General features: G+C 71.1%; 17 protein-coding genes. 4 read left to right on the forward strand and 13 right to left on the reverse strand.

Annotated features, from left to right (window positions below):
* Positions 1-13: 13 nt before the first annotated feature.
* On the reverse strand, positions 14-391 hold the full coding sequence (locus KHP12_RS08645; protein ID WP_086882892.1) for a DUF2267 domain-containing protein: 378 nt from the start codon (positions 389-391) through the stop codon (positions 14-16).
* Positions 392-540: 149 nt separating this feature from the next.
* On the opposite strand from KHP12_RS08645, the gene KHP12_RS08650 reads away from it, so the two are divergent.
* Positions 541-1257, forward strand: a complete 717-nt coding sequence (locus tag KHP12_RS08650; RefSeq protein WP_211832369.1) for an HdeD family acid-resistance protein — start codon at positions 541-543, stop codon at positions 1255-1257.
* A 98-nt stretch (positions 1258-1355) separates the two neighbouring features.
* On the opposite strand, the gene KHP12_RS08655 is transcribed toward KHP12_RS08650, so the two are convergent.
* The 3 genes from KHP12_RS08655 to KHP12_RS08665 form a co-directional block, all read right to left on the reverse strand.
* Positions 1356-1514, reverse strand: coding sequence for a hypothetical protein (locus KHP12_RS08655; RefSeq protein WP_164502469.1), 159 nt, complete (start codon positions 1512-1514; stop codon positions 1356-1358).
* Between the two features lie 147 nt (positions 1515-1661).
* On the reverse strand, positions 1662-4427 hold the full coding sequence (locus KHP12_RS08660; protein WP_211832372.1) for a glycoside hydrolase family 2 protein: 2766 nt from the start codon (positions 4425-4427) through the stop codon (positions 1662-1664).
* Between the two features lie 200 nt (positions 4428-4627).
* Complete coding sequence (locus KHP12_RS08665; protein ID WP_086882889.1) at positions 4628-5779, reverse strand: baeRF2 domain-containing protein; 1152 nt, start codon at positions 5777-5779, stop codon at positions 4628-4630.
* A gap of 131 nt (positions 5780-5910) precedes the next feature.
* Here KHP12_RS08665 and polX point away from each other — a divergent pair, with 131 nt between their 5' ends.
* Both polX and KHP12_RS08675 read left to right on the forward strand, forming a co-directional pair.
* Positions 5911-7656, forward strand: coding sequence for a DNA polymerase/3'-5' exonuclease PolX (gene polX / locus KHP12_RS08670; RefSeq protein ID WP_086882888.1), 1746 nt, complete (start codon positions 5911-5913; stop codon positions 7654-7656).
* Positions 7653-8423: a uracil-DNA glycosylase gene (locus KHP12_RS08675; RefSeq protein WP_086882887.1), complete on the forward strand. Its 771-nt coding sequence runs from the start codon at positions 7653-7655 to the stop codon at positions 8421-8423. Before polX ends, KHP12_RS08675 begins: the two co-directional genes overlap by 4 nt.
* Positions 8424-8508: 85 nt before the next feature.
* Here KHP12_RS08675 and KHP12_RS08680 read toward each other — a convergent pair whose 3' ends face one another.
* The 7 genes from KHP12_RS08680 to KHP12_RS08710 form a co-directional block, all read right to left on the reverse strand.
* A complete protein-coding gene (locus KHP12_RS08680) occupies positions 8509-10083 on the reverse strand; it encodes a S1 family peptidase (RefSeq protein ID WP_308036083.1) in 1575 nt (524 codons plus the stop codon).
* 355 nt (positions 10084-10438) lie between these two features.
* On the reverse strand, positions 10439-10789 hold the full coding sequence (locus KHP12_RS08685; RefSeq protein WP_137981484.1) for an L-rhamnose mutarotase: 351 nt from the start codon (positions 10787-10789) through the stop codon (positions 10439-10441).
* Between the two features lie 79 nt (positions 10790-10868).
* Positions 10869-12785, reverse strand: coding sequence for a discoidin domain-containing protein (locus tag KHP12_RS08690; protein ID WP_210608754.1), 1917 nt, complete (start codon positions 12783-12785; stop codon positions 10869-10871).
* Positions 12786-13631: 846 nt separating this feature from the next.
* Positions 13632-14996: a GH1 family beta-glucosidase gene (locus KHP12_RS08695; RefSeq protein WP_211832377.1), complete on the reverse strand. Its 1365-nt coding sequence runs from the start codon at positions 14994-14996 to the stop codon at positions 13632-13634.
* Between the two features lie 74 nt (positions 14997-15070).
* A complete protein-coding gene (locus KHP12_RS08700; RefSeq protein ID WP_086883915.1) occupies positions 15071-15946 on the reverse strand; it encodes a carbohydrate ABC transporter permease in 876 nt (291 codons plus the stop codon).
* The gene (locus tag KHP12_RS08705; RefSeq protein WP_211832380.1) at positions 15939-16937 is read right to left on the reverse strand and encodes a carbohydrate ABC transporter permease; all 999 of its coding nucleotides are present in this window, start codon (positions 16935-16937) and stop codon (positions 15939-15941) included. Before KHP12_RS08705 ends, KHP12_RS08700 begins: the two co-directional genes overlap by 8 nt.
* 13 nt (positions 16938-16950) lie before the next feature.
* Positions 16951-18273 (reverse strand): ABC transporter substrate-binding protein, encoded by a 1323-nt coding sequence (locus tag KHP12_RS08710; protein ID WP_211832382.1) that lies wholly within the window; start codon positions 18271-18273, stop codon positions 16951-16953.
* Positions 18274-18455: 182 nt separating this feature from the next.
* Between KHP12_RS08710 and KHP12_RS08715 the strand changes: the two genes are divergently transcribed.
* Positions 18456-19778: an ROK family protein gene (locus KHP12_RS08715; RefSeq protein WP_086883918.1), complete on the forward strand. Its 1323-nt coding sequence runs from the start codon at positions 18456-18458 to the stop codon at positions 19776-19778.
* A 48-nt stretch (positions 19779-19826) separates the two neighbouring features.
* On the opposite strand, the gene KHP12_RS08720 is transcribed toward KHP12_RS08715, so the two are convergent.
* Both KHP12_RS08720 and KHP12_RS08725 read right to left on the reverse strand, forming a co-directional pair.
* On the reverse strand, positions 19827-20867 hold the full coding sequence (locus tag KHP12_RS08720; protein WP_086883919.1) for a LacI family DNA-binding transcriptional regulator: 1041 nt from the start codon (positions 20865-20867) through the stop codon (positions 19827-19829).
* Positions 20868-20933: 66 nt separating this feature from the next.
* Complete coding sequence (locus tag KHP12_RS08725; RefSeq protein WP_211832397.1) at positions 20934-22682, reverse strand: discoidin domain-containing protein; 1749 nt, start codon at positions 22680-22682, stop codon at positions 20934-20936.
* Positions 22683-22695 lie beyond the last annotated feature (13 nt).

Here is a 22695-nt window from a genome sequence, read left to right on the forward strand (position 1 = left end):
GCCCGCGGGCGCGTCAGCGCACGGACTCCGCCATCCTCGCGAACTCACTGCCCAGCTGGGACATGGCGTGGCCGTACTCCTCCGCGGAGACGGCCTCCCGGAGCGTGGCGAGGACCGCCCGGACACCCCGGTCGGCCTCCGGTTCGGACAGCCCGGTGCGCTCGTGCACCCTGCGGACCGACTCCTCCGGGTCGAAGACCTCCATCTCCCCCGGCCCGCGCCGAAGGGACTCCCGGAGCTGTCCGGGCAGCTCCTGGGCGAGGTCGCGGGCCTCGCCCGCGCTCAGCCGGGCCGCCAGGGTCTCGAGCGTGGCGCGGGTGACATCCGCCGCCTCCTGCCGTGACAGCTGGGTGCGGTCCGCCACCGTCTGGAAGAACTCCCGGTCGTCCATGTCGGGCCTCCCTCTGACGCGCACCAGGACACGGCCTCACCACCACCTTGCCATGCGGTTCCACTGCCCGCGAGGCGCTGGAACCGGCACGGAGGGACGATGGATCTGTGGGCTACGGCCATCGTGTCCCCCCGAGGAGGTGGACGACCATGACTTACTCCTCCGACAGTCCGCAAGGAGCCGGGCAGCCGAGAGAGGAACCCTACGGCCGGCCGGGAGAGCGGCCCTCCGATGCGGGCAACCCCTACGCCACGATGCAGAACATGCTGTCCAACACCACCTGGCAGGTCCTGGTGACCGCGGGTCTGGTGGCGATCGCGCTCGGTATCATGGTGCTGGCGTGGCCGGGGCCCTCCCTGGTGGTGATCGGCGCCCTGTTCGGCGCGTATCTGCTGATCAGCGGGATCTTCCAGCTGGCCGGGGCCTTCGGTTCGCACATCCCGCGGCAGCTGCGCGTGCTGAGCTTCATCACCGGCGCGCTGAGTGTGATGCTGGGACTGCTCTGCTTCCGGGGACCGGCCCAGTCGATTCTGCTGCTCGCACTCTGGATCGGCTTCGCCTGGCTGATCCGGGGCGTGATGATGACCGCCATGGCGATATCCGGTGAGGACATGCCCGCCCGGGGCTGGCAGGTGTTCCTCGGTGTGCTCACCATCCTGGGCGGGATCATCCTGATCGTGGCGCCCTTCGGCTCGATCACGGCGCTCACCGTGGTGGCCGGTATCTGGCTGCTCGCGCTGGGCATCATCGAGATCATGCACGGCATCCAGCTGCGCAGCAGTCTCGGCGGACCCGGCGCCCCGCGCGCCGAGCACCGGGGGATGCACTTCCCCCGCTTCCGCTCGCAGCCACATCCTCAGGCGTAGTCCGGCCGCCGCGACGGCCACTCACGGCCGTCGCGGCGGACCGCGGGCGATCAGGGTCAGGGGCTCCGGCTCGGGACGGGGTGATGGGGTGGGGTGTGTCAGCGGGTCTGCACCCACCACGCCATCAGACCGATGGCCGCGGTGCCGCACGCATACGAGGCGCCCCGGACGAAGTTGGCGGCGGCGAGTCGGCCGTATCGACGCCATCTGCTGCTGGAACGGCTGGGTACCGGCGGGCGAACCTCCATGGTGTGCATATGGAGCCCCTTTCGTGAGCGTACGGACAGTGACTGTCCGACACGGGGGAACGACGCGCTGGAGAAAGCATACAAAAGTGTGAACTTGCCCCATGCGTCGGACTCGCCGAAAAAATTCCTTTCGACACGATTTCAGGACATGGCCGGTCAGCGGGCCCTGGTGGCCGCGGGGACGGTGCGGGTAGCGGTGTTCCAGCCCGAGATCCGGACCGAGGGGGCCGAACCGCCCAGGTCCGCCGTGCGATAGGTGGCGGTGAGCGTCACCGACTCGCCCGGCCACAGGCTCACCTCGTTGTCCGACCAGTGAACGGGCAGCACCGGCTTGCCCGAGCCGTTCACCAGATGGGCGTCCACGAGCAGTGCCGGTGTGCGTTCGCTCCCGGTGTTGCGCAGGGTGACGGTCGTGGTGGCGGTGGAGTCCGGCCCGCCGGTCGTGGTGGCGGTGGCGGACACCGGCGCCTCGGCCATGTCGTCGAGCCCGGTCAGATCCGCGTACGAGGTGGTGGGGGTGTAGTACCAGTCGGTGTTGTCCCAGTCGAGCACGTCCTTCTCGGTGGAGAGCCAGTACACATTGCGGCTGACCTCCTTGCCCGCGCCATCGGTCAGCTGGAGCTTGACCAGATAGGCGCCGGACAGCCCGCTCACATCGGCCGGGACGGTGAGCGCGGTGGCCTTGCCACCGTCGCCCGGCACCCGCAGGCCGGTGGCGCTCTTGTCGAACTTCCGGGTGCCGTCGGGGGTGTAGAGGCTGACCCGGGCGGTGAGGCCGGTGGCGGCGGTGTGCTCGCTGTTGACCACGACCACCGAGCGGGAGTCGTAGGAGTACTGGATGTGCAGCGGCTCATTGGCCTTCTTGGCGCCGTAGTAGGCCCCGCCCTGGTCCAGATAACGGTCGAAGAGCTGCCAGTGGAGCGAGGTCCAGCCGCTGTTGAGCATCCAGTGGACGACACCGGTGGCGGGCCGGGAGGTGTCGGAGAAGTTGCGCGCGTACGCCTCGAACTGGGCGCGCACCGCCTCGTACCGTGCCAGCCCCGCCTTGCGCACGTAGTCCGTCAGCCCGGTCGGCTTTCCGTAGCGGCCGATCAGCGCGTTGTCGAACAGCTTGAGGTCGCCGAAGGTGCCGGACGGGGACCGGTGGTACTGCTTGGCCGACGGATCCCGCCACAGGGTCTCCAGTTCGCTCGGGGACATCATGCAGCGGAGCGTGTCCAGGGTGGGGATGTCGGGTCCGGCGCTGGTCTCGGAGTTGAAGCCGGTGGCGCCGCCCTCCCGCTTGGCGTACCAGTAGTCCGGCGGCACCCAGTCATAGGGGCCGGTCATCTTCATGCCGGACTTCCCCAGCTTCGGGGAGGACTTGGCGGAGGCGGCGGGGATCACCGGGGTCGGCCAGTCCGCGGCCTCGAGGGCGTCCAGGTAGTCCTTCTCGATGGTGGCGTCGGGGGCGAAGTCACTGCCGATGAGGAAGGAGATGACGCTGGGGTGGTCGCGCAGCCGCGCGGCCTCGGCGGCCATCGAGTCCTTGGCGACCGCGTAGTCGGCGGGGGTCCACTTCTCCCCCGTCTCATCGCCGTTGACCTGGCCCTCCCACTTGTCACAGCACTCCCAGCCGGGGAGGGTCAGGACGCCGTAGCGGTCGGCGAGGTCGAAGAACTCGTCCGGCTCGATATGGCCTTCGAGGCGGACGGTGTTCAGTCCCAGGTCGAGGGTGTACTTCAGCCGGTCCTCCACCGAGCGGGCGTCCCAGCGCAGAAACACATCGGGGGACCAGCCGCCCGCCTTGATGAGCAGCGGGCGTCCGTTGACGCGGTACTGGCGGGCACCGTCGGCGTTGAGCGGCGCCTTGACGTCGCGGATGCCGAAGCTGTGGTGGGCGGTGTCGGAGGGGGTGCTGGAGACGGTGGCGGTGAGGTCGAGGTCGTACATCGGCTGGTCGCCCATCCCGGCGGGCCACCACACCTTGGGCCGGTCCAGGCGCAGCTGGGGGAAGTCGGCGGGGGCGAAGGTGACGGCCTTGGTCTCGTGCGGGGCGAGCGGCACCGTACGGCTGATGGCGGCGGGGCCGGCCGTGCCGGAGACCGTGGCGGTGACCTGCGAGGCGGAGTCGTTGCGGACCCGCGCCTTGACGGTGAGCTCGGCGGAGGCGAGCGATTCGGTGTCCAGCCGGGTCGTCACATGCGCGTCGCGCAGGGCCACCGGGCCGCCACGGCGGACCAGCACATCGCGGACGATGCCCATGTTCTCGTCGGGCGGGGGCTGGAGCCAGTCGATCCAGCCCATCGTGAGGTTCTTGCGCGGATCGTTGGGCTGGACGCGGAACGCCACCGTATTGGTCCCCGCCCTGACCAGGTCGGTGACGTCCAGCTCATGCTGGGTGTACGCACCGGCGATCCGGTCCTTGGTGGCCACCTGGGCGCCGTTGACGTACACATCGGCGGCGGACACCACACCGCTGACGTCCAGATAGGTGCGGCGGGAGGTGTCGGCCACGGTGAAGTCGCCGCGGTACCACCAGGGGACGGTGAAGTCGGCCGCGGGGATCTTCTTGAGGTTGGTCGAGTAGAACGGATCCGGGTACGTGTCGGCCGCGAGCAGCCCGGCGAGCACCGTCGACCTGGGCCCCACCGGATGCCAGCCGGAGGCGGGGTAGCCGGGGGTGGAGATGGCCGCGGGGGTGTCGGACACCTTGGCCGAGGACTGCGTGGCGAAGCCCGCGAGCGGGGTCGCGGTGCCCGGGGCCGCGCCCACCCGGGTCACCGGGGTCGGGCCGCCCGCCGCCGGTCCGCCGCCCGGGGGCGCGGCGCCCGTGGTGAGGGAGACGGTGAGGAGCAGGCCGCCGAGGGCGAGCGAGGCGGTCAGAGCGCGTCGGACGCGGGCTCGCGCCCGCCGCCGGAAGGGTGCCGGACGGAGGACCACGGATGTCTCCCTGAGGGCAGGCAGAGCATTGGTTAAGTAGGTTTCCTAACAACCAACGGACCGTAGAGAGCTGAGCGAGCCATGTCAACCAGGCCGGCCGAGAAATGGCCCTTCCAGGCGAACACCGCGCATCCGGAAGGGCCGGGCGCGGAGCGCTGACGCTCCGCGCCTGGTTCCCGCGCCCGGTCCCCGCACCTCGTTCAGGCGTGCCAGCGCAGCACCGCGCCCAGGCCCCCGGCCGGTCCCTGGAGTCCCTCGGGCACCACCAGCACCTCGGTGTCGGCCACCGTCGCGGACCGCATCAGCGCGTCGTCCGCGCGGGCGGGCTCGGGTGTTCTGACGCCCATGGCGCGCGCCTGGGAGCGCTGCACGGCCACCTGATCGGCGGCAGGACCGATCCACACCTCATGGCGCATATCGCCGCCCGCGTGCCCCAGCAGCAGCGTGGCCGCCTGGTGGCGGCGCATGGCCTCCACCACCGCCGGTACGCCCTCCGCCGCACCGCTGCTCGGCGGCCCGGTGCCGTCGTGTCCGCTCAGCGGTCCGCCGGGGCGGCCCCGCCCGGCGCGGAAGAGGTCGAGGACGGTCTCCAGATGGGCGCGGGCGTACTCCGCCCGGGCGTGGTCGATCTCCGCGTTCAGCTGCTCCGAGCAGCCGGCGGCCCTGCTGCCGTGGCGGGTCTCCTCCGTCTTGGCCCGCAGCGGCTCGGGCAGCCGGTCGCGTACGGCCCGGCGCTCGCGCGGGTCACCGGCCAGGATCAGCAGGTCGGCGTCGTTGTCCGTCCACTGCCGCATCAGCTCGTCGGCCACGCGGTCGGCGGTCTGCTCCCAGGTGTTCCCGACCCGGTTGCGGTAGTGCCACTCGTGGCGGTCGGCAGGCACCGACCGGTGGCCCCGGCCATGCGCCCTGCGGCCCCCGGCGCGCCCCGCCGGCCGGGCACCGGTGTCGTCGCGCAGCTCCAGATCGGCCCCCGCCTGGTCGACGAAGGCCACCAGACAGGCCGGCCACTCACCCCTGAACGCGGCCAGCGGCGCCACTCGCGGCAGCATCGACCAGGACGTGACCACATCGATCGGGGACGTGGCCAGCGGCAGGTCGAGCACCACCTCGCCGTCCGTGGCGAACAGCGCCCGCCCCGCGGACGTCCTGGCCCATTGCTCACCGGCCAGCCGATCGACCACCGCGTCACAGGTGGCGCGGTCGGCGCCCTGGCCGGTCAGCTGATCCGCCACGAACCGCTCCCGCAGCCTGCGCCGCCTGGGCGCGTCCTCCGTGCTGCGGGAGGTGTCCATGTACACGCCCGCCCATGGACCGGGGCGGTCGAACAACGGCTTCAGGAATCCAACGTCCATGACCTCCCCCAAACCCGGGGACACCCACGGCAGAAACCGGTCGACCCGCCTCGCGCGGATCGCCGTTTCGCTCCTGACACCAGGATCCCTCCACCTCACCGGGATCGCCAGAGCCGACTAAAATCGCTGTCATGGCTCGCTCCAACGAGGAGGTCGAAGCCCTCCTGCGCGAATACGCCGATCTGCTCCTGATCACGGGCGGGGACGCGTACCGGGCGCGTGCGTACGAGAAGGCCGCCCGGGCGATCGGCGGCCACGCGGCCGACATCTCGCAGTTCGACGCGAAGGCGCTGCGGGACATCCCCAATGTGGGCCGGTCGATCGCCGACAAGGTGGTCGAGTATCTGCACACCGGGACCATGCCCGCCGTCGAGGAGGCGCGCGCCGCGATCCCGGCCGGGGTGCGCGAGCTGACCGCCATCCCGGCGCTCGGGCCGAAGAAGGCCATGATCCTCTACGAGGAGCTGGAGATCTCCTCGATCGACCAGCTGGCCCAGGCCATCGAGGACCACCAGCTGCGCGATCTCAAGGGCTTCGGGCCGAAGTCCGAGGAGAACATCGCGCACGGCATCGGGCTGATGCGCGCCGCGGGCAACCGCATCCCGCTCGACGAGGCCATGGACGTGGCCGATGACATCGTCTCCGCCCTGTCCAAGGTGCCCGGCTGCCGCCGGTGTGCGTACGCCGGGTCGCTGCGCCGGATGCGGGAGACCGTGGGCGATGTGGACATCCTGGTGGCGGCGGAGGAATCCGGCCCGTTCATGGAGGCGTTCACCCGGCTGCCGCTCACCTCCGAGGTGATCGCCCACGGCCAGAAGAAGACCTCGATCCGCACCACCAAGGGGCTCCAGGTGGATCTGCGGGTCCTGCCGCTGGACTCCTGGGGCGCGGGACTGCTCTACTTCACCGGCTCCAAGGCGCACAACATCCGCATCCGCGCGATCGCGGTGCGCCATGGCCTCAAGCTCTCCGAGTACGGCCTCTTCGAGACCAAGAGCGGCAAGACCATCGCCTCGCGGAGCGAGGAGGACGTCTACGCCCGGCTCGGCATGGACTGGATCCCGCCGACGCTGCGCGAGGACCGGGGCGAGGTCAAGGCGGCCCTCGAAGGCCAACTCCCCCGGCTGGTCGAGGAGTCCGACCTCCGGGGCGATCTGCACACCCACACCAACCTCACCGACGGGCTGGAATCGCTGGAGGACATGATCGCCAAGGCGGAGCGGCGCGGCTACGCGTACTACGCCATCACCGATCACGCACCCAAGCTGTACATGCAGCAGATGACCGAGGAGAAGATGCTGGCCCAGCGGGAGCGGGTGCGCGCGCTCGACCGGGGGCGCCGCCGCGGGGACACCCGGCTGCTGCACGGCGTGGAGCTGAACATCGACGTCGACGGGGACGTGGACTGGCCGCCCGACTTCCTCGAGGACTTCGATCTGTGCGTGGCCTCGGTGCACACCCAGTTCGGCCTGGACCGCAAGGCGATGACCCGGCGGCTGGTGAGGGCCTGCGAGAATCCGTACGTGCATGTCATCGGCCATCCGACCACCCGGCTGATCGGCAAGCGGCCCGGGATCGACGCCGACTTGGACGAGGTGTTCGCCGCCTGCGCCCGCACCGGCACCGCGCTGGAGATCAACGCACATCCGGACCGGCTCGATCTGTCGGACGAGAACATCCTGCGGGCCAAGTCGCACGGGGTGGTGTTCGCCCTGGACAGCGACGCCCACTCGACCCGGGACCTGGACAACATGCGGTACGGGGTGGGCATGGCCCAGCGGGGCTGGCTGACCCCGGACGATGTCATCAACACCTGGTCGCTCACCCGGCTGAGGCGTTTCCTGCGCAAGGACACGGGGCACCAGCCCCCAACATGACCACCTCAGAACCCGACCGCTCCTACCCCGCCCGTCAGGCCCCCGGCGCCGAAACCCTCGCCGAGCTGGACGCACGGGTCATCGACTGCCGCGCCTGCCCCCGGCTGGTCCAGTGGCGGGAGGAGGCCGCCCGCACCAAGCGCCGGGCCTACGCCGACTGGGAGTACTGGGGGCGGCCGGTGCCCGGGTTCGGGCCACCGGACGCCGGGGTGGCGATCGTGGGACTCGCACCGGCCGCCCACGGTGGAAACCGCACGGGCCGGATGTTCACCGGCGACCGCGCCGGCGACTTCCTGTACGCCGCGCTGTACGACCTGGGGCTGGCCAGCCGGGCGACCGCCACCCACCGCGGTGACGGTCTGGAGCTGTACGGGGTCAGGATCACCTCGCCGGTGCACTGTGCCCCGCCCGCCAACCGCCCCACCCCCGAGGAGCGGGACACCTGCCGCTCGTGGCTGGCCCGGGAGCTGCGGCTGCTGCGGCCGACGCTGCGGACCGCGGTGGTGCTCGGCGCCTTCGGCTGGCAGGCCGTGCTGCCCGCCTTGGAGGCGGCCGGATGGGCCGTGCCCCGGCCCCGGCCGGTGTTCGGACACGGCGCGCGGGCCACGCTGCGGGCGGCCGACGACGGGTCGCCGCTCACGCTCTTCGGCTGCTACCACGTGAGCCAGCAGAACACCTTCACCGGGCGGCTCACCCCGGCCATGCTGCGCGAGGTGCTCGGCGCGGCGGCGGAGGCGGCGGGACTTCCGGTCTCCGGCTCCGGCTAGGGCCGGAGGGTGGTCATGGAGAAGGGGAGGCCCCGGGCACTGGGGCAGGAGGGCGCCCGGGGCCTCGTTCATGGGGTGGGCCGGATCAGTTGAGACCCTGGCCCGCTTCGCTGCCGGTGTCACCGGCCCCGGCAGCCGCGCCCGCGTCACCGGCACCCGCGTCACCGGCACCCGCGTCACCGGCTCCGGCGTCACCGGCTCCGGCGTTGCCCGCGCCCGCGGCGTCACCCGCACCACCGGCCGCATCACCGGCACCGCCCGCCGCATCACCGGCACCGCCCGCCGCGTCACCGGCGCCACCGGCCGCGTCACCAGCACCGCCCGCCGCGTCGCCAGCGCCACCGGCCGCGTCACCGCCACCGGCGCCGCCGCCGTCCGCGCCGATGACCGCGCCGGTGGCCTCCAGCGCGGCGGTCACCGGCTGGAAGAACGTCTCACCGCCCTGGGTGCAGTCGCCGCTGCCGCCGGACGTCAGCCCGACCGCCGCGTCCTCGGCGAACATCGCGCCACCGCTGTCGCCGGGCTCGGCGCACACATCGGTCTGGATGAGGCCGTTGACGATGTCGCCGTTGCCGTAGTTCACCGTGGCGTTGAGGCCGGTGACGGTGCCGTCGGTGACCCCGGTCGTGGAGCCCGAGCGCTGCACCTTCAGGCCCACGCTCGCCTCGACGGCGCGCCCGATCTCCTGGGTGTTGCCGTTCTGGAGGTCGACCGTGCTGGAGGGCTGGGTGGTGGCGTCGTCGTACATCACCAGCGCGAAGTCGTTCTCGGGGAACTTGGAGTCCTGCACCGTGCCCACCTGCTGGGCACCGGCCTCGTCCGAGGTCCAGGTCTGGGATTCGTTGCCGCAGTGGCCCGCGGTCAGGAAGCCCGGCGCGCCGTCGACGCTGACGTTGAAGCCCAGCGAACAGCGGACGCCACCGCCGAAGATGGCATCGCCGCCGTCGAGCCCACCGGCCGCGGCGTCACCGCCACCCCCGGCGTCACCCGCACCACCAGCGGCGTCACCGGCACCGCCCGCACCACCTGCGGCCCCCGCGTCGCCCGCACCACCTGCGGCCCCCGCGTCGCCCGCACCGCCTGCGGCCCCCGCGTCACCCGCCGCGTCCCCGGCACCCGCGCCGCCGTTGTCGCCGGGCTGGGCCGCCTCCTCGCCATCGAACTTCTTGAACTCGCCCTTGCTGCGCTTGACGCTGACCATGCCCTCCATCTGGCCCGTGGCCTTGGTCAGCGTGTCCCACTTCGCGCCGGTCACCGTCCGGTCGGCGGTCACCTGGACCTTGTTGGTGACCGGGTCGATCGACCAGGCGGTGCCGGGCACCGACGCATCGCTGCTCAGCGTCTGGGTGGCGGCCTTCAGATCGGCCATGCTGTTCTGGACGACCTTCGCCACGGCGCCCTTGGCCCGGACGGACTCGGCGGAGTCCTCGTCCACCACGTTCATGACCAGCTGGCGGTTGCCGTTGTCGTAGTACCAGCCCGCACCGTTGTCACCGAGGTCCGAGGCGAGACTCCTCGCGAGCTTCACCGCGGCCGGGGACGAGAAGGTCTTGGCGCCCGACGACTCGTCCGGGGTCGCGTTCGCGTTGGGCAGCAGAATGGCGGCTGCCCCGAGCGCGGTGATGGCGGCTCCGGAAATGGCGAGGGTCCGCTTGTTCACACGTCGGTGGCTCAACTCAGTGACCTCCAGTCGGGGATGCGCGGCAGGCGTGTGCGGAGCGCTTGCCGCGTTCCGCCACGCCCCCGCGCGGGGCCACCACGTCGTACGTGGACGCGTTCGCCCCGTTCTCACCCGTACTCAAGGTCTGATGAAAGGCTGCGCCGAACGATCCGGACCGGTAGGCTCCGCCGGTTCGGCCGATCGTCTTGACGCCCGTCTTGACGCCCGTCTTGACGCCTGCGGCGGGCTGTTCCCCTCCCCGCCCCTTCCCAGCACCTGACGATATGCGGCTCCGCCGCGTGGGGTGCTCCGCCCCAGACCCCAGGCTCCAGGGGCGGGGCCCCGGGGGCGCCCTCTAGCCGCGCTCGGCGGCCTCGGCCTGGGCGCGCAGCTCCCACACCTCGCCCAGCGCCATCCGCTCCGCCTCGGCGGGGGAACCGCCGGTGTCCTCGAAGTGGTCGACGTACGCGCCGATGAACTCCTGCCAGCGCTGGTTGGCCGGGTCCTCGTCCAGCGCCGCCATCGCGGCGGCGAAGTCCTCGCAGTCCACGAGGTGGAAGAGATGGCGTCCGCTGCGCCAGATCCGCCAGTTGGTGATCCCGGCTCGGCGCAGCGCCGCCAGCAGGTCCTCCGGGACCGTGGCGTGCACCTGCTCATAACCGGACTCCTGGCCCTCCTTGAGAACCGAGTGCAACGCCACCCTCATCGGCGCTCCTCCTTCTTCCGCTGCTTCCCGATGCCGGGCGGCCACGGCGGCCGCCCGTCAACGGTCCATGATGCAGCGCTCACCCCTTCTGTTCGACGCGCACCCAGTCCACCTCCGCCTGCACTCCCCCGGCCGCGATCCGGTCGACGCTGGACTGCGGCAGGCCCCAGTAGGGGGTGGTGACCTTGTTCCACCCGGCCGGGTACGCCCCGCCCAGGGCGAGGTTGAGGATCACGTACTGGTTGTGGCCGAAGACCCACTGGCCACGGGTGGACTCGAGCTTGTTGCGACTCGTCTCCTGGACCACCCGGTCGTCGACGAGGAAGCGCATCCCGGTGGGTGTCCACTCCACCGCGTAGGTGTGCCACTGGTCGGCGCGGCCGCCGCCCGGGTAGGTCTGGCGGGCGCCGATGTTGCCGTCCGCCGAATAGCCGGGGCCGTGCAGGGCGGTGCTGGTCCAGTCGGCGTAGCCGATGTTCTCCATGATGTCGGTCTCACCGGAGGAGGGCCAGGACACCGAGGGATCGTCCACATCGCTGCCCAGCAGCCAGAACGCGGGCCAGTAGCCGTCGCCGACCGGCAGCTTCATCCGGGCGCTGACCCGCCCGTAGGTGAAGTCCAGCTTGGTGTGGGTGTCGATGCGTCCGGAGGTGAAGTCGTACGTGCCGCCGCCCGCCTGGGTGCACCCCTTGCAGTACTTCGCCCTGAGGACGAGATTGCCGTTCTCGGTGCGGATGTTGTCGGAGGAGTCGACATACGCCTGCGACTCGCCGTTGACCGACCCCATCTCCTGGCCGGTCCGCACCACACGCCACTTCGAGCGGTCGAGGGAGGCGCCGGTGAAGTCGTCGAAGAACGTCGTCCGGTACGCCCCGGACTGTTCACCGGGGAGGGCCGGGTACGCGGCGGAGGCGCTTCCGCCGGTGCCCCAGACCTGGAACTCGTAGAGGGAGTAGCCGAATTGGGCGGTGGCCGGGGCCGGGTTGTAGAAGGAGCGGCGCTCCTTCCCCAGCATCCGTACATAGCGACCGGTGGCGGGCTGCGACAGCTTCACGGTGTCATGGCGGCCCACCGCGTCCGCGGGGGACTTCACATCCGCGCGGCGGGCGGCCACCTCGGCGGCGGAGGGCTGGTATACCGTGCGCCAGGTGCGGTTGTCGTCGGACACCTGTACCTGGTAGTCGACGGCGTAGGCCGCCTCCCAGTAGAGGTCGACGGTGTCGATCGTGGAGGTCGCGCCGAGGTCCACCGAGACCCAGCGGTTGGCGTTCCAGTCGCTGGACCAGCGGGTCTGGTCGTCCTTGAGGTTGGCGGGCCAGCCGCCGTCGGTGACGAAGGCGGGTGAGTTGCCCGCGTGCTGGTAGTAGTTGGAGTAGGCGGGGTGGTTCAGGGCGAGATTGGTCCGGGTCGTGGACGCCGGGGCGGGCTCTCCGCCGTACACCTTGAACGAGTACAGCGAGTAGCCGTAGGGCGTGCCGCGCTCGATGCCACGCATCCGTACGTAGCGTCCGACGACGTCCTGCGGATGGGTGTGGGCGGTGAGGGATCCTCCGGTCCCGGCGTCCTCGGTGTAGAAGGGGGTCCAGTCGGTGCCGTTCTTGGACACCTCCAGGACGTACTTCTTGCCGTAGGCGGCCTCCCAGTCCAGGACGACCCGGTCGATCCGGATGGTGGCGCCGAGGTCGACGCGTATCCACGCGTCGTCGGTGAACGGGCTGGCCCAGCGGGTCGATCCGTTGCCGTCGAAGGCCAGGCCCGGCGCGGTGCCGTCGTTCTCGCTGCCGGACGCGGTGACGGCGCCGTGGTTCGCGGCGTACGCGGCCGCGGCCCGGTCGGTGTCCCACGTCGCCTGGGCGGTCGCCTGAGCGGTCGCCTGGGCGGCGGCCGCGGTGGAGTGCGTGGTGGGTGTGGCGAGGGCCGGGCCCGTGGTCAGCACCGCCACCGTGGCCAGGGTGGCGAGGGCGCTCAGCAGGATGCGGGGGGTACGGGATGGCATGCGGCTCTCCTCGATGAGGTTGTGGGGGGGCACGCTGTGGTGCCGATGGGTGTTCGTGCCGAAGTGCCGGTGTGCCGTGGTGCCGATGTGCTGTGCGTTGTGCGTTGTGGCTGTGTGCCGCGGGTGGACTTTTCCCCTCCCCGCCCCTTCCCGTTACCAGGGGCTCCGCCCCTGGACCCCGAGGTCTGGGGCGGAGCCCCGCCACGCGGCGGAACCGCATATCGATGCCGCGAGAAGGGGCGGAGCCCCGGCCCGGAGTCTGGGGCAGAGCCCCGACCCTGGGTCTGGGGCAAAGCCCCGGTTTCGGGGTCTGAGGCAGAGCCCCGGCCCGAGGGCTGGGGCGGATGCCCCGGTTGCGGGGTCTGGGGTGGAGCCCCGGCCCTGGATCTGGGGCGATGCCCCGCCCCTGGGTCTGAGGCGGATCCCCAGTCCGGAGTCTGGGCGGAGCCCCGACCCGGAGTCTGAGGCGAAGCCCCGACCCGAGGTCTGGGGCAGAGCCCCAACCCGGAGACTGAGGCCAAGCCCCAACCCTGGGTCTGGGGCAAAGCCCCGCCCCGGAGTCTGATGCGAAGCCCCGGCCCGGGGCCTGGGGCGGATGCCCCAGTTGCGGGGTCTGGGGCGGAGCCCCGGTTGCGGGGTCTGAGGCGAAGCCCCGACCCAGAGTCTGGGGCAGAGCCCCGGCCCGGAGTCTGAGGCGGAGCCCCGACCCTGGGTCTGGGGCGGAGCCCCGGTTGCGGGGTCTGGGGCGGAGCCCCGGTTGCGGGGTCTGGGGCGGAGCCCCGGTTTCGGGAAGGGGCGGGGAGGGGAACAAGCCCGCCGCAGGCGTCAAGGCCCCTCGGACACCCCCTAGGCGGCGCGGCGGGCCCGGCCCCGGTGGTCGCGGATGATCTCCGCGTAGCGGTGGCCGGTCCCCTTGATGGTGCGGACCTGGGTGCGATAGTCGACATGGACGAGGCCGAAGCGCTTGTCGTAGCCGTAGGCCCACTCGAAGTTGTCCAGCAGCGACCAGGCGAAGTACCCGGCCAGCGGAGCACCCTTGCGGACCGCCGAGGCGCAGGCCGCGAGGTGCTGGACGAGGTAGTCCTGGCGCTCGGGGTCGTCCACGGTCCCGTCCGGCCGTACGACATCGGGGTAGGCGGAGCCGTTCTCGGTGACGTACAGCTTGCGGGCGCCGTATTCGCCGGTCAGGCGCAACAGCAGGCTTTCGATGCCGCCGGCGTCGACCTCCCAGTCCATGCCCGTGCGCGGGACGTCCGGGCGGCGGACGGCGCGGGCGTGCGGGGCCGGGCCGGTGGGGTCGTCGGTGACGGTGGCCGGGAAGTAGTAGTTCAGGCCCAGCCAGTCCAGGGGCGCGGCGATCGTCTCCAGGTCGCCGGGGTGCTCCGGCAGTTCGACCCCGTACACCTCGCGCATGTCGGCAGGGAACCCACGGCCGTGCACCGGGTCCAGCCACCAGCGGTTGGTGTGGCCGTCCATGCGCCGTGCGGCGGCCTGGTCCTCCGGCCGGTCGGTGGCCGCCTCCACGGTGTTGAGGTTGTTGACGATGCCGACCTCGGCGCGTGGCGCGGCGGCCCGGATCGCCTGAGCGGCGAGGCCGTGGCCGAGCAGCAGGTGGTACGAGGCGCGGACCGCCGCGGTCAGATCGGTGAGCCCGGGCGCCATCACGCCCTCGAGGTGGCCGATCCAGGCCGAGCACAGCGGCTCGTTGAGAGTGGTCCAGTGGTACACCCGGTCGCCGAGGCGGTCGGCCACCACCGAGGCGTACGCGGCGAAGTGCTCCGCGGTGTCGCGCTCGGGCCAGCCGCCCCGGTCCTGGAGCACCTGGGGCAGGTCCCAGTGGTACAGGGTGACGGACGGGGTGATGCCCGCCTCCAGCAGGCCGTCGATCAGCTCGTCGTAGAAGGCCAGCCCCTTGGCGTTGACCGGCCCGTCGCCGCCCGGCACCACCCGTGGCCAGGCGATGGACAGCCGGTAGGCGTTGGTGCCGAGCCGCTTCATCAGCCCGATGTCCTGGCGCCAGCGGTGGTAGTGGTCGCAGGCCACATCGCCGTGGTCGTCACCCGCCACCTTGCCGGGGGTGTGCGAGAAGGTGTCCCAGATCGAGGGCGACCGTCCGTCCTCGGCGACGGCTCCCTCGACCTGGTAGGCGGAGGTGGCCGTGCCCCACAGGAAGTCGTGCGGGAAGGCTGTGAGGTCCAGGAGTTCGGACACGTACGTCCTTTCAGAGGTGGGAAGGTCAGGGGTGGGAAGGCCGGAGGTGGGAAGGTCAGAGGTGGGAAGGCCGGTCACTTCACGGCTCCGGCCGTGAGTCCCGCCACGAGATAGCGCTGAAGCAGCAGGAAGCCCGCGACCACGGGGACACTGACGACGAGCGAGGCGGCCATGACCTGGTTCCAGTACACCTCGGTCTGGGAGGCGTAGCCCTGGAGGCCCACGGCGAGGGTGCGGGTGGTGTCGTTGGTCATCACGGACGCGAAGAGCACCTCGCCCCAGGCGGTCATGAACGCGTAGACGGCGACGGCGACGATGCCGGGGATCGCGGCCGGGACGACGACCCGGAACAGCGCACCCAGCGGTCCGCAGCCGTCCACCAGCGCCGCCTCGTCCAGATCGCGCGGCACCGAGTCGAAGTACCCGATGAGCATCCAGATCGAGAACGGCAGCGAGAAGGTGAGATAGGTGAGGATGAGGCCGCCCCGGGAGCCGAAGAGGGCGATGCCGGTGGCGTTGCCGATGTTCACGTAGATGAGGAACAGCGGCAGCAGGAAGAGGATCCCGGGGAACATCTGGGTGGACAGGACGGTGACGGTGAACACCCGCTTGCCCCGGAACCGGTACCGGCTGACCGCGTACGCGGCGAAGACGGCGATCACCACCGAGCAGACGGTGGCCGCGCCCGCCACGATGGCCGAGTTCATGAAGTACTGGGCGAGCGGGACCGTCGACCAGATGTCGATGTAGGGGCGGATGGTCAGCCCGCTCGGCAGCCAGCGGAACGTCCCCGAGACGTCCTCCAGTGGCTTCAGGGAGCTGGAGACCATGACGTACACCGGCAGCAGGACGAACCCGGTGAGCAGGGTGAGGAAGATCCGGCGGGCCCAGAGGAAGGACCGGGGGGCGGCCATCGGTGAGCGGGGCCGCGCCGGGGAGGTGCTAGACATCGGCCGTCTTCCTTCGTCGGGAGGTCAGCAGGAGGTACAAGCCCGTCACCACGAGCAGGAAGAGCAGCAGCAGGACGGACATGGCGGACCCGGTGCCGAAGTTCCAGGTGGCGAACGTCGTCTGGTAGACGTGGATCGAGATGAGGTCCGCGGCCTCCGGCGCTGCCTTGCCGAACAGCACATACGGGGTGTTGAAGTCGTTGAACGTCCACAGGAACAGCACCAGCACCAGCACCTGGTTGACCGGGCGCAGCGAGGGCAGGGTGATGCGGCGGATCTGCTGCCACATTCCGGCGCCGTCGAGGGCGGCCGCCTCGTAGAGCTCCTTGGGGATGTTCTGGAGACCGGCCATGACGACGAGGAAGGCGAACGGCCAGCCCTTCCACACCGACACGGTGAGCAGCGCGATGAAGCTGTTGTCGCCGATCAGCCAGAACGAGGGCTTGTCGGTGAGGCCCAGCTGGTCGTGGAGGACGTGGTTCACCAGCCCGTTGTCGTGCTGGAACATGAACGCCCAGGTGATGACGGCCGTGTAGACGGGCAGCGCGTACGGGACCAGGAACAGGGTGCGCAGCACACCCCGGCCGCGGAAGGTGTCCTGGAGGAAGATGGCGGTGGCGGTGCCCAGCAGCCAGCACAGCCCGACGGACAGCACGGTGAAGCCGCAGGTGACCCAGAACGAGTGGAGCAGCGCCTCACCGGCCGGCGCGTTGATGTCCACCGAGATCTTGTAGTTGTCGAATCCGGACCAGGGCGCGGCGCTCCAGTCCCGGATGGAGAACCGGGTGAGCGCCTTGAAGCTCATCAGGATGCCCATCACCATCGGCACCAGATGGACCAGGAGCTCGAGGACCAGGGCGGGCAGGAGCAGCAGATACGGCAGCCCGATGCGGCGGATCCGCCCGGGGCGGCGCGGACCTCGCGCCGCCCCGGGGGTGCTCCCCGACACGGTCCGCCGGTCTGCCTTCGCGATGGCGGTCGTGGTGGTCATGAGGTGTCCGCGCTCACTTCGCCGGCATCTGCTGCTGGGCCTTCTCCAGCTTGGCCTTCACCGACGCGGTGGTCACCGGGCGTCCGGCGGCGGCGTCCGCGAACAGCTCCTTGACGGCCGTGCCCACGGACGTCTCGAACTGCGACTCGTCGGCCACCTGCGGCAGCGCCTCGGCGCTCTTGGCGAGGGTGTCCCGCAGGGCGGCGGTCGCCTGGTTGTTGAACGCGGGGTCGGACTGGGCGGCCTTGACCGGCGGGATGGAGCCGTACGCCTTGTTGAGGATCTTCTGCTCGGCGTCGCTGGTCATGAACTTCACGAACTTCAGGGCGCCGTCGTGGTTGTCGGTGTTCTTGAAGACGGCCAGGTTGATGCCCGCGACCATCGAGTTGACGGCGGTGCCGGTGCCGGGGGTGCCGGAGCGTACGGGCGCCGGGGCCACGCCCCACTCGTCGTCCTTCATGCCCAGGGAGGCGAAGGTGGCGGAGGCGGTCTGCCACAGGACCATGGCCGTCTTGCCCTTGGCGAAGTCGCTGAGGGACTGGTTCTGCGCGTACTCGGCATTGCCCGGGGCGATGATCTTGTCCTTCGCCATCAGGTCGACATACTGCTTGATCGCGGTGACCGCGCCGTCCGAGGTGAAGTCGGGCTTGCCGTCGGCGGTGAAGAAGTCTGCGCCGTGCTGCTTGGCGAAGACGAAGACCTGGTGGATGTTCTCCGAGAGGTTCGCGCCCTCGGCGCCGAGCCCCCACTTGCCGTCCTTGGAGAGCTTCTTGCCGTCGGCGACGAGGTCGTCCCAGGTGGCGGGGGGCTTGGAGATGCCCGCGTCGGCGAACATCTTCTTGTTGTAGTAGAGCGCGTACGCCATCGAGTACAGCGGCACCGCGGCCGGGTCCTCACCCTTCATCCCGGTCGAGCCGAGGGCGGAGGCCACGAAGCGGTCCTCGCCGCCGATGCTGCCGAAGTTCTTGTCGTCCCACGGCAGCAGCGCCCCGGACGCCTGGAGCGAGGCGCTCCAGGTGTTGCCGATGTTCAGCACATCCGGCCCCTGGCCGGAGGTCGTGGCGGTGAGGATCCGGTTCAGCAGCTCGGACCAGGGAACGACCTCGAGTTTCACTCTGATCCCGGTCTTCTTCTCGAACTTGTCGAGCTCGGGCTTCAGGACCTTCTTGTCCACCGTGATGCTGGCGCCCTGGTTGGAGGCCCAGTACGTGAGCGTCTTCGGCGAGTCGTTGGATCCGCCGCCACCGGCCGTCGAGGAACCGCCTCCGCAGGCCGAGACGGCGAGGGCGAGTGACAAGGTGACGGCGCCTATGGCCGCGACTCGGATGCTGCGCATGGCTCCTGGTGTCCCTTCCGGGAGGGGTGAGTGCCAAGAAGGGCCCGGGTATGCCACCGCGTTCAACTCCCGAAGCCTCTCACGGCTTAATTTAGGACGTGAGTTAAACCTCAAGAGAAGGTCGCGTCAAGAGATCCGGCGGAGGTATCTTGCGGCGCGGAGCCCGGAGTTGAGGAGGCCAGGTGACGGCGAACAACGGCCGTACGGTTCGTGACCTGCGGCGGGAGAACCGTGCCGCCGTGCTGCGCCGGTTGTACCTCGACGGGCCGATGAGCCGCTATTCGCTGGCCCCAGCGACCGGGCTGAGTTCAGGTTCCATCAGCAATGTGGTCGCCGAACTGCTCGCCGAGGAGCTGGTGGAGGAGGCCGGGAGCGTGGACTCCGACGGCGGCCGCCCCCGCACCCTGCTGCGGATCACCCCGCACAGCGGCCACATGATCGGGGTGGATGTCGGCGAGACCCGGGTCCGCGTCGAGCTGTTCGATCTCGCGCTGGCCGAACGGGCCCATGCCGACCGGCCGTTGCCCACGCGCGGCGCCGGACACCGGGACCGCTACGACAGCGAACTGATCGCGGGCCATATCCGCGACGGCATCGCCGAGGTCCTGGCGGCGGCCGGGCTCACCCCCGATCGGCTCCTCGGCGTCGGCATCGGCGTCCCCGGCATCGTCGAGCACTCCGAGGAGGGCGGTGCGGAGGAGGGCGGTGCGGTGGTGCACTGCCAGCCGATCGGCTGGGAGGCGGTCCCGCTGGAGCGGATGCTGCGCGGACCGGGCCATCTCCCCCAGGAGGTCCCGTACTTCATCGAGAACGGCGCCAAGACGCTGGGGCAGGCCGAGATGTGGTTCGGCGCCGGGCGCGGTGCGCGCAACGCGGTGGTGGTGCTCTTCGGATCGGGCGTCGGCGCCTGCGTCGTGACCGACGACGTCGAGCACGGCCGGGCGGTGGAGTGGGGCCATCTCACCGTGCGGGTGCGGGGCCGCCGGTGCCGCTGCGGGGCGCTGGGCTGCCTGGAGGCGTACGCGGGCGCGGAGGCGCTGCTGGAACGCTGGCAGGAGGCGGGCGGACAGCCACCGTCCGACACCGACGAGGAGACCGCCCTGACGGCGATGCTGGCCGCCGCCTACCCCGCGGATGGTGGCGCCCCGGACCCGGTGGCGGCCGCCGTCCTCGCCGAGACGGCGGAGTACCTGGGCGCTGGGCTGTCCGACCTGATCAACCTCTTCCAGCCCGAGCGCATCCTGGTCGGCGGCTGGGCCGGGCTCCAGCTCGGCTCGCGCTTCCTGGACTCGGTGCGCCGCCACGCGCTCTCGTACGCGCTGCCGTACCCGTCCGGACGCGTCGGCATCGACCTGGGGGCGCTGGGGCCGGACGCGGTGACGGTGGGCGCCGCGATCCTGCCGCTCGCGGACTTCTTCGCCCGCGGTGGGCGCCGCCTGCCCGCCGGGCCCTCGCCGGAGCCGTCCCCGGCGTGGCGCACGACCTTGGGCACGCGGCTGGCGTAGGGGCGACGCACATGGCTGGCGTAGGGTTACGCCGACTCCTCCGTGCCGTTACGCCGACTCCCGTACCACCAGCTCCGGTTCGAAGAGGACCGCGACCGGATCGGTGCGCAGGCCCCGGACGTGCTCGTCGAGCAGCCGGGCCATCGCCGCCGCCATGTCCTCCACCGGCTGGCGCACCGAGGTCAGTGGCGGCCGGCAGGTGGCGGCCACGCTGGAGTCGTCGAAGCCGACCACCGCGACATCCTCGGGGACCCGCCGGCCCCGCTCCCGCAGCACCTGGCAGACCCCCTGGGCCATCAGGTCGTTGGCCGCGAACACCCCCTCCACATCGGGGTGTTCGGCGAGCAGCGCGGTCATCGCCGCCACCCCGCTGTCCAGCGTGAAGCCGCCCTCGGCCACCGGAACGTACGGGTGGCCGCCGCGGGCCATGGTGTCGCGGAATCCGGCGAGCCGCTCCTGGCTCGCCGCCACGGCCCACGGCCCCGACACGGTGGCCACCTTCCGGCACCGCCGGGCCAGCAGGCGCTCGGCGGCGATGCGGCCACCGTCCCAGTGCGCCAGGTCGACATGGCTCAGCGCCACCGGCCGCACGGGCCGGGCGAACAGCACGGCGGGCAGTCCGGCCCCGGCCAGCAGCGCGGGCAGTGGATCGTCGGGGTGGGTGGACACCACGAGGGCCCCGTCGGCGTTCCCCTGCCGCAGATACCTCACCACCTCCTGCCGGGCCTCGGGGGACTCGGCGAACATCAGTACCGGGTGCATCGAGCGCGGCCGCAGGAATCCCACCACGCCACCGACCACCCGGCCGAAGAACGGGTCCGAGAACACCCGTGCGGCGAAGGCGTTCTGCTCCTCCTCCGAGGTGTCCCCGGCCCCGGAGACGACGAGGGCCACGGTGCCGGTGCGCCGGGTCACCAGCGATCGGGCCGCCCGGTTGGGCGCGTAGCCGGTCCTCTCGATCGCCAGCCGGACCAGGTCCTGGATGGCCGGATCCACATTGCGGACGCCATTGACGACCCGGGACACGGTCGCCCGGGAGACACCGGCCTCCCGGGCGACATCCTCCAAGGTCGGGGCCTGTCGGTTCATGCCCGCACCCTAGTGGCCGTGCGCCTCGGGGGCATAGAGCGCTCTCCCGCCACCGTCCTCGGTGGCTCAGCGGTAGACCCCGAACTCGTAGAGCGAGTAGCCGTAGCCGGTGCCACGGGCCGTGCCGTGGACGCGCACATAGCGCCCGGTGCCCGTGACGTCGAAGTCGTCCACACCGCCGTTGCCGTCGGTCACCTCACGGACGGTACGCCAGCTGTTGCCGTCGTCGGAGGTCTGGATGGTGTACGCCTTGGCGTAGGCGGCCTCCCACACCAGCTGGACGTGGGTGAAGGAGGTGGACGCGCCGAGGTCCACCCGGAGCCACTGCGGATCGCTCCAGTCGGCGGCCCAGCGGGTGTCGGCCTTGCCGTCCACCGCGTTGGCCGGGGCGCAGGGGCAGTCGCCACCACCCGTCTGGTACGAGGAGGCGGTGGCGGGCCTGCCGAGGGCCGCGTTGGTGCCGTTCACGGCGGGCGGGACCACCCGCACGGATCGGGTCTCGACGCCGACGTTGCCCTTGCCGTCGGTGGCCTTGACGTACACCTTCCACACCCCGGGGCGGTCCGGCGCGGTGACCCTCAGCCGCCCGCCGCCGAGGGCGGTGGCGGGCAGCGGGATGAGCCTCTTGTCCTTGTCGAGGTACATCGTGCTGCCCAGCACCTGGTAGGAAATGGCGTCGCCGTCGGGGTCGGTGGCCTTGACCGCGAGCGTCAGGTCGCGGCCCGCCTCCACCTTGGCGGCATCGCCCTCCACGGCCAGTGAGGAGATGACCGGCGGTGTGTTGTCGCGCGAGGTGTCCGCTCCGTACGCCTTCTTCACCGCGTAGTACGACAGCCGCTTCTGGCCGGCGGGCAGCAGATTGAACCAGACGCCGCCGAAGTCGTCCTCGGTGCCGTAGTGGAACATCGTGGCGCCGAGCGCGACGCCCTTGTGGCCGGTGACGCAGTTCCACGCCTTGGTGTAGCCCGCGGCCTTGGCCTGGTCGGTGGGCTCCTCGGGGACACCATTGGAGTCGTCGGGGACCTCCCACTCCCCCGCCGGGCCGGTCTCGGTGACGATGTACGGCTTGGTGTAACCGCCCTGCTCCCAGGTGGCCTTGATGTCGCAGACGGCGTTGTAGGAGTTGACGGCGTACAGATCGAGGTCGGGGGCGTTCTTCCGGTAGTACGGCCACGCGCCGGTCCAGGCGTCGGTGGAGGTCACCGGGTGGCCGGGATCGATGGCATGGATCTTCTTAGCGATGTCGTTGACGAACGTGGTGTAGGCGTCCCGCTGCCGCTCCAGCTCATCACCGCTGTAGCAGTTCTGGAGGCCGAGCACCGACTCGTTGCCCACGTTCCACATCAGCACGCCCGGGTGGTCCTTGTAGGCGGAGACCCACTTGGTGAACTCGGCGGCCATCTGATCCTTGTAGGCGGTGTCCGTCCGGTAGTTCACACAGCCGCCGCTGCCCGGGCCGCCACCGGGCTGGAGCCAGAATCCGGCGATCACCTTGATGCCGTGGGCGGCCGCGGAGTCGAAGAGGGGTTTGCTGGTGGCGTCGGTGCCCCAGGTGCGGATGGTGTTCACGCCCATCGACCGCAGATCGGGGAGGTAGCGGTCGGCGTCCGCGATGGCGGGGCCCCAGGTCAGGCCCTTGATCTGATACGGCTGGCCGTCCACGGTCAGCCGCCAGTCGCCCTGGGCGCCGGTGACCTTGACGACGCTTCCGGCGGCGTGTGCCTGCTGGCCGGGCAGCGCGAGGGCACCGGCGGCCAGCAGACCGGCGGCGAGGGGCGCCGCGATACGGCGTGGTGCGGTACGGATCCGGGTCATGGTGGTGTCTTTC

The organism is Streptomyces asiaticus, from assembly GCF_018138715.1.
Classification (GTDB): Bacteria; Actinomycetota; Actinomycetes; order Streptomycetales; family Streptomycetaceae; genus Streptomyces; species Streptomyces asiaticus.

Coding starts and splice junctions, on each gene's coding strand:
- KHP12_RS08655 (WP_164502469.1), bottom strand. CDS start 1,514: ATGCACACCATGGAGGTTCGCCCGCCGGTACCCAGCCGTTCCAGCAGC.
- KHP12_RS08705 (WP_211832380.1), bottom strand. CDS start 16,937: ATGACCACCACGACCGCCATCGCGAAGGCAGACCGGCGGACCGTGTCG.
- KHP12_RS08675 (WP_086882887.1), top strand. CDS start 7,653: ATGACCACCTCAGAACCCGACCGCTCCTACCCCGCCCGTCAGGCCCCC.
- KHP12_RS08710 (WP_211832382.1), bottom strand. CDS start 18,273: ATGCGCAGCATCCGAGTCGCGGCCATAGGCGCCGTCACCTTGTCACTC.
- KHP12_RS08690 (WP_210608754.1), bottom strand. CDS start 12,785: ATGCCATCCCGTACCCCCCGCATCCTGCTGAGCGCCCTCGCCACCCTG.
- KHP12_RS08650 (WP_211832369.1), top strand. CDS start 541: ATGACTTACTCCTCCGACAGTCCGCAAGGAGCCGGGCAGCCGAGAGAG.
- KHP12_RS08645 (WP_086882892.1), bottom strand. CDS start 391: ATGGACGACCGGGAGTTCTTCCAGACGGTGGCGGACCGCACCCAGCTG.
- KHP12_RS08720 (WP_086883919.1), bottom strand. CDS start 20,867: ATGAACCGACAGGCCCCGACCTTGGAGGATGTCGCCCGGGAGGCCGGT.
- polX (WP_086882888.1), top strand. CDS start 5,911: ATGGCTCGCTCCAACGAGGAGGTCGAAGCCCTCCTGCGCGAATACGCC.
- KHP12_RS08665 (WP_086882889.1), bottom strand. CDS start 5,779: ATGGACGTTGGATTCCTGAAGCCGTTGTTCGACCGCCCCGGTCCATGG.
- KHP12_RS08700 (WP_086883915.1), bottom strand. CDS start 15,946: ATGTCTAGCACCTCCCCGGCGCGGCCCCGCTCACCGATGGCCGCCCCC.
- KHP12_RS08685 (WP_137981484.1), bottom strand. CDS start 10,789: ATGAGGGTGGCGTTGCACTCGGTTCTCAAGGAGGGCCAGGAGTCCGGT.
- KHP12_RS08725 (WP_211832397.1), bottom strand. CDS start 22,682: ATGACCCGGATCCGTACCGCACCACGCCGTATCGCGGCGCCCCTCGCC.